4 protein-coding genes, 3 pseudogenes and 1 riboswitch are annotated in these 6,552 nt (G+C 60.4%); of the genes and pseudogenes, 3 read left to right on the top strand and 4 right to left on the bottom strand.

Annotation, left to right across the window (positions count from 1 at the left end):
* A pseudogene (locus D3227_RS43570) lies at positions 1-681 on the bottom strand (helix-turn-helix domain-containing protein); the annotation flags it as partial.
* A gap of 47 nt (positions 682-728) precedes the next feature.
* On the bottom strand, positions 729-893 hold the full coding sequence (locus D3227_RS43565) for a Gfo/Idh/MocA family oxidoreductase (RefSeq protein WP_425374601.1): 165 nt from the start codon (positions 891-893) through the stop codon (positions 729-731).
* A 1,003-nt stretch (positions 894-1,896) separates the two neighbouring features.
* A riboswitch (cobalamin riboswitch) is annotated at positions 1,897-2,097 on the top strand.
* 94 nt (positions 2,098-2,191) lie between these two features.
* On the opposite strand from D3227_RS43565, the pseudogene metE reads away from it, so the two are divergent.
* Positions 2,192-4,029 (top strand): annotated as a pseudogene (metE, locus tag D3227_RS39420) (5-methyltetrahydropteroyltriglutamate--homocysteine S-methyltransferase); the annotation flags it as partial.
* Positions 4,030-5,153: 1,124 nt separating this feature from the next.
* On the opposite strand, the gene D3227_RS39410 reads toward metE, so the two are convergent.
* Positions 5,154-5,387, bottom strand: coding sequence for a helix-turn-helix domain-containing protein (locus tag D3227_RS39410; RefSeq protein ID WP_120019362.1), 234 nt, complete (start codon positions 5,385-5,387; stop codon positions 5,154-5,156).
* Positions 5,388-5,501: 114 nt separating this feature from the next.
* Between D3227_RS39410 and D3227_RS39405 the strand changes: the two genes are divergently transcribed.
* Positions 5,502-5,783, top strand: coding sequence for a hypothetical protein (locus D3227_RS39405; RefSeq protein ID WP_120019365.1), 282 nt, complete (start codon positions 5,502-5,504; stop codon positions 5,781-5,783).
* 27 nt (positions 5,784-5,810) lie between these two features.
* Here the strand turns inward: D3227_RS39405 and D3227_RS39400 are convergent, their stop codons facing one another.
* On the bottom strand, positions 5,811-6,311 hold the full coding sequence (locus D3227_RS39400; protein WP_208646604.1) for a DUF2285 domain-containing protein: 501 nt from the start codon (positions 6,309-6,311) through the stop codon (positions 5,811-5,813).
* 39 nt (positions 6,312-6,350) lie between these two features.
* Between D3227_RS39400 and D3227_RS39395 the strand changes: the two are divergent.
* A pseudogene (locus D3227_RS39395) lies at positions 6,351-6,552 on the top strand (IS66 family transposase); the annotation flags it as partial.

Here is a 6,552-nt window from a genome sequence, read left to right as displayed (position 1 = left end):
AACGGCGCCGTTCTTCTGCTCGACAAATGCCTGGTCATTCTTGCGGTAAGGCCGGCAGCGGGTGAACTCGATGCCACCGTCCCGGCAGTAATCGCGCACAGTCTCATTCAGGAACACGCTGTCATTGTCCGTATCGAACCCGAGAAGTTTGAATGGCAGGAGCCGCCGCAGTTCCGTCAGCACCTCGCTCAGCAGCTTCTGCTCGCGGACAAGCAGGGGAGCGCATTCCGTCCACCCGCTCGCAATGTCGGTGAGACAAAGCGTTTGAATAAAGCTGCCGCTCGTCACCGGTCCACTGTGCGCCACCAGGTCAGCCTCGACAAATCCGGGCGGAGGGTCCTGCCAGTCGGAGAAAGTACGAATCGGAATGCTCCGTCGTAGCGCCGTGGATACCGCGCTGCGGCGCCGTGCCCGTCCTCCGGCGGTCTCTCGAGCCTCGCGAAGAACACGGTCGCGCTCATCGATCAACCCCACGATGAAGGCTTTATGCGCATCGAGGCTGGACGCGCGTCGACGGCCTTGCGGCCGCGGCGTCCGCTCGCCGATCTTCGCCCGTGCGATCCACCGGATTGCACTCGATATGCCGACGCCGAACCGCGCCGCCGCCTGCCGGGCAGACATGCCCGCGTCCGAAGCCTTCAAGACCCGCGATCGAAGATCGTCGCTCAGTGCTCTTCCCATCATCCACCTCATCAAAGTGGATGTTGAATCACCCGCGAAGCCCGACGTCACATCACAATCGCTTCATTGATCGCGGGACGTGCTCTAGTGCCGCCTACCTGCAGGACCCTGCCAGACACTGCGACGGCGTTTTCCAAGGCATCGACCTCTTCAACTATAATGCCGACTGGCTTCTCGCACAGCACGTGCTTGCCGCTCGTTCCCGCCTCGATTCAAATCTATCGATAGCGGCCGCAACCCGCGTTTGGTCGATGCCCTCTGCGAAGGCTGGATTGGCGAGGTCATCCAAGCAGCGCGATCCTGTCGCTCACTCGGCGCGACCTGATGGTCAGGCCGTCTTCAACGCACGGCGCGATACCGCCATAGCAGACCTTCACGAGTAGACCTTCCTCGCACATCAGGGAGAGATAGCACCGTGGGATGCCGATGTTGGTGAGATCGCGGGTCCGCACCTCGCCGCACTTTTGCGCCAAAGCGGCGGCGCGATCCCGGAGCGATGGCGGCCGCCCACCTGCAAGGCGTAGTGCTTCTGCGCGGTCACGCTCACGTTTTCGCATTTTGACGAGCTGTGGCGCGTCTTGGCGTAGTGGTATGGCGAATTCGTATTTCTCGGCTTCTCATCGACCCCGGCGAGCACCTTCAGAGTGAAATCGCGAACGCCGAGTGCAGCCGTTTCCACCCCATATTTTCCTTCGGACGCAAAGGCGCCTGCGGGAGCCTTGGCTTCGATCCCTTAATCCGAATTTCATCTGCTCAAACCTCACCCTGAGGCCAGCCGTGGATACGCTAGCGCAAATCGGGGTGCGAGCGGCGCGTATCGCGGCCAAAAGGTCTGTCGAGCGGTGGCTCGGCTACGTAATCGGGGGAACGAAAATGGAAGAGAAGAAGAACTTTTGTGTGCAGTTTTTGCACATGCCACTCATGCCACCCCATAACTAGTTGATTTTATTTATCTGTTCGTCCCATCCAGCATAATGTTTCATCGCTGCTCTCCTTAGGTCTTCGACAAACCAGGGCAGATGGTCTCATCCGCCGAGGGGAGCAACCTCATGTATGGGATGTATTATGTAAAGCGGAGCGACCCGTATGCGGCTACGCGGTCGCTCGACCATCGGCCGGCAAGATAGTTGGATCGATATCCCGGACAGAGCCGACGCATCCGCATAATCATATAAACATTTCTTTATGCGGTATTGACAGAGAGGCTGACTGCTGTGATTGTCTGCATGTCGTGGTTCTCTGTACGGCGCTGCCGCTGCGGAGCTAAGAGGGAAGCCGGTGTGATGCCGGCGCTGCCCCCGCAACTGTAAGCGGCGAGCCCACCCCACTGAAGTCACTGAGGCGATCTGTCTCGGGAAGACGGGGCGGAGGCTACGACCCGCGAGTCAGGAGACCTGCCACGGCGAACAACGTCCACGGGCGGGGTGTCCAGATGGCCGCAGCAGTTCGGCGTTTGTGCCGGCTACTCGCGACTTGCTTGTCCCCACGCCCTCAACCATCGGGGTATGGCATGACTGTCTCTCAACAAACTCCTGTAGCAACGCTCGGCGTGCCACGCATCGGCCGCCGCCGAGAACTTAAATTCGCGCTTGAAAACTACTGGTCCGGTGAATTTTCTGCTGACCACCTTTTGTCCACGGCGAAGGCGCTGCGTGCCGCAAGCTGGAGGGAGCAGCACGATCGCGGCGTATCGAAAATCCCATCGAACGACTTCTCGCTCTACGACCATGTACTGGACACCGCAGCCATGGTGGGTGCAGTGCCGTCCCGTTACGGCTGGAAAGCCGGCGGGGTCCCACTCGACATCTACTTCGCGATGGCGCGCGGCAAGCAAGATGGGACTGCTGGTGTGGAGATGCCGGTCACGAGCATGAAGCTCATGGGCCTGGCCTGGCCGCAATGGAAATGAGCAAATGGTTTGACACCAACTATCACTACATTGTGCCCGAACTCGACGACGATCAGACCTTCGCGCTCTCCTCGACGAAACCGGTCGATCACTTCCTTGAAGCAAAAGCTTTTGGCATTCACACCCGCCCGGTCATCCTTGGACCGGTCACCTTTCTCAAGCTGTCGAAGTCACCCGCCGAAGGTTTCAATCCCCTGGCGCTCCTGCCGCGGCTGCTGCCCGTCTACGGGCAACTCCTGCGCAGACTGAAGCTTTCGGGCGTCGACTGGGTGCAGATTGACGAGCCGGCGCTTGTGCTCGATCTGAGCCCGAACGAACGAGCGGCGTTCGAAGTCGCCTATGGCCAGCTGGCGAAAGCCGAGCCCGAGTTGAAGATCATGCTGGCCACCTATTTTGGACCGTTGGGGGACAATCTTGAGACCGCGATTTCTCTGCCTTTGGCGGGCCTGCATCTCGATCTCGTGCGCGCTCCCGAGCAGCTGGAGACGGTCGGTCGGCTCACGCCGAAGGATTTTGTGCTGTCGCTTGGCTTAATCGACAGCCGCAACGTCTGGCGCTCGAACCTGCCTGCCATTCTTGACCGCATAAAGCCGATCGTCGCCGGCTGGCCGCTGGACCGGATCGAGATCGCGCCTTCCTGTTCGATGCTCCATGTGCCGGTTGACCTGCGGATGGAGTCCGCGCTCGACGCGGACATCAACTCGTGGCTCGCCTTCGCGACCCAAAAGACACAGGAGCTGGTTTTGCTAGCCCGAGCCTTGTCCGAAGGCAGAGAAGCTGTAGCAGGCGAATTGAAAGCTTGCGCAGACGCGGCCGAGACCCGCGCGATGTCCGCAAAGGTCCACGATCCGCTCGTCGAGGGGCGCCTCGCCAGTATCGACGATAGCATGACGCGGCGAAAGAGCACTTTTACCAAGCGTTCCAAAGTCCAGGCTAGCACGCTGGGCCTGCCGCCGTTCCCGACGACGACCATCGGGTCCTTCCCGCAAACGCCGGAGGTGCGCAAGGCGCGCTCCGCGCATACCAGGGGTAAACTGAGCTATGTCGACTACGAGATCCTCCTGAGGAAACAGACCGAGGCCGCCATTCGCTGGCAGGAAGAGATCGGGCTGGACGTATTGGTGCATGGTGAGTTCGAGCGAAACGACATGGTCCAGCATTTCGGCGAGCAGCTATCCGGCTTCGCCTTTACCCAGCATGGCTGGGTGCAGAGCTATGGCTCGCGCTACGTGCGCGCCCCCATCATCTTCGGCGACGTATCGCGGCCCAATCCGATGACGGTGCGCTGGTGGCGATACGCCCAGTCGGTTACGAAAAAGCCAGTGAAGGGAATGCTCACAGGCCCAGTGACCATTCTTAACTGGTCAATCGTTCGCGACGATCTACCTCGACTGGAGTCCACAAGCGCGCACGACCCGAAGGTTGCAGCGTGTATACGGAGCTTTTAATGATCAGGGCCGAGTCCCGTTCAGACTGGTGCTTCAAATCGAATCGATGGCCGGCATCGTGGAAATACGCAGCAGGCCACCGCCCGAAAGGGATTGAACCAGAGCATAGGAGATCGAGCCAATCCTTACCCAAACCCAGCCTAATGATTTCGCGTCATCCGATACTCTAGGGGGACGTATCTCGTTCGCACGCGAACTCGTCAAACTTACAATGGCACAGGCCGCATGCCGACTTGGTGTCGAGACGGCATGCTGGAAGGCGTGGGAATGCGACCGCGCCGCGCCGCAATCCAGTCGCCTTGCCATGATGGCGGGCATCCTGGCTGTGAGCCCCTCATGGCTGTTGTCGGGAATAGGCGCCGGTCCATTGGAGCTGAAGTCGAACGACGGAGCCGCGCTGCTGCGAGAGCTGCAAATCGCCTCTTCTGACGCAGTGGCTTCGCAAAAACGTGTGCAAGAAATCGTTGCGTTACTCGGGTCGGTTCCGGTAGGGGCGAAATGCCACTCCAAGTGCCGGTGAAGCCCGGCGGTGGGCATCGCCAGATCTGAAGCAGTGCCGCCAACCAGACAACTAGACCCAGTTGCTGCAAGGCCTAGGCATGAAGCATCGTGGGCGCCGAAATCATAGGGATCAGGACGCTTCTGGTGTTCGGTACCGGACAATTCGCCCTCTCGGAACGAGGTGGGAAAGAAAGTTGAAGTCCCGAATGTTTCCCTGAGCACACTCGCGCCCACTTGTCGCGCCTGCAGGAAAACGGGCGTCGTTGACGAACTTGCGCTCGTGGATCCCGAGGGCCTCGAATTCCAGCCGGCAATCCGGCGGACGTGTGCCCCGATGCGCCTGCGGCGGGGTAAGACTCCGAAGCCCTTCTGGTCGTCGGATCGGCCAATTATCTCGACCACGAAGCGCCTCAGCGATCTCCCGGCGGGGTGCTCCAGCGAGCGACCCGTCGGGCGCACGAAAAACGAGGTCAATCGGGCGCCGCATCTTTCAGAAGCCGAAAAGCTGCCCGCGTCAGGGCCGAGCCGGGTGGCCGAGACCGCCTGAGCCTGCCGAAGAAAAGCGAGCTCGGTTCATGAGTACCCGGCGCGCCCTTCAGGCGCGCAGGTGCCCGCTATGACCGGAGGCTCGACAGAATTTCGCAGGGATCAGCGTCAAGAGCCGCGGTTACCTCAAGAAACTCGATGACATCGAGACGCCGCTCTCCACCCTCGTACTTGGCCACGAAAGATTGCGGACGAACAAGCTTCTCAGCAACCTGCGCCTGGGTTAGGCCTTTGGCCTTGCGCAGCGATACGAGGTGAGCCAGAAACCTCTGGTGGCGGGGCGATCGAAGAGATTTGGGCATGTAGGCGAACCGGTCAGGTAAAGACCGGCTCAGCGACTAATCCCGGTTTCGGATTATCCCAGTTTGGGATATGCTCTGCTGATCCAGCGCTCACTGGCGAGGTTCGCAGCAGCCATGAATCAATCAACGGGAACAGATAAGACTCGAAGCTCAACTCTGCACGACGAAGTGCCCTGGTCAGACAGCATCACGAGCTACGACAGGCAGCATCGAACCATTTACCTGCGCATCCTCGACGCCTGCGCCTACAATGCCAGCATCGAGGAAATGGCCGATCTCATTCTCGGCATCGATCCGATCCTGGAACCGGTCCGCGCCCGTAAGGCTGTTCGCAGCCATATCGACCGCGCCAACTGGATAGTGACGACCGGCAGCAAGCACCTGTTCGGCGGCTGACGCACAGCGCGGATTGCGACGCCTTTTTCAGACGAGGAAGTCCCGGTACCCGCCATTCATCAGCGCGCGGTCGCGAGAGACGGCGCGGCGGATGCGGTCGCGCAGGTGATCGCGAGGATCGTTCCAGTCGGCGCGGACACGCCCTTTACCGATCAGCGCCTCAGCGATTTCGCGATGTGATGCTCCGGCAAGCGATCCGTCGAGCGCACGAAGAACGAAGGCCAATCGGGTGCAGCGCGTTTCGGGCGGAAACAAGCGGGTGGGCGGTTCTCCATCGAGACAAAGGGCATTGAGGCACTCGAGCGCCCACAAGCGATGCTTCAAAAGTGCTGCGGGCCAGATCGCCTCAGCACGCAGGCAAACGGGCCGCAGGATATCCGCACCCGAAACTGCGAGCTGGAGGCTATGCGCCGCAGTGCGGAGATGGACGTGCTGGCTCTCGTCGGGCCTCAGTAGGACTGTCGCACGACATGACAATGCCGTCAGGTCGAAGGGCGATGCGGACGGCTGTTGCGCGTAATTACTCACGCCCTTGTCAGGGGCAAGAATCCCTGAATCTATGGGGATATGGATCGCACTGATTTGCAGCGTCTGACGAAGGAAGAGTTGATCGATCTGGTGCTGCGGATACAGCGGCCAGAGAAGACATCGCGCACGTCGTCCAAGCCACCTTCGAGCGATCGCAAGGCGCGTCGGGACAGGGCAAAGCCTGGCGGCGCTAAGGCGGGTCATAAAGGTCACAGCCGCGCCATGAGTGAGGATGCCGATC

The sequence above is a fragment of the Mesorhizobium waimense genome, assembly GCF_003601975.1.
Lineage (GTDB): Bacteria > Pseudomonadota > Alphaproteobacteria > Rhizobiales > Rhizobiaceae > Mesorhizobium > Mesorhizobium waimense.
The sequence above is the reverse complement of the archived record's forward strand: the minus strand, read 5'-3'. Positions and strand labels throughout refer to the sequence as shown.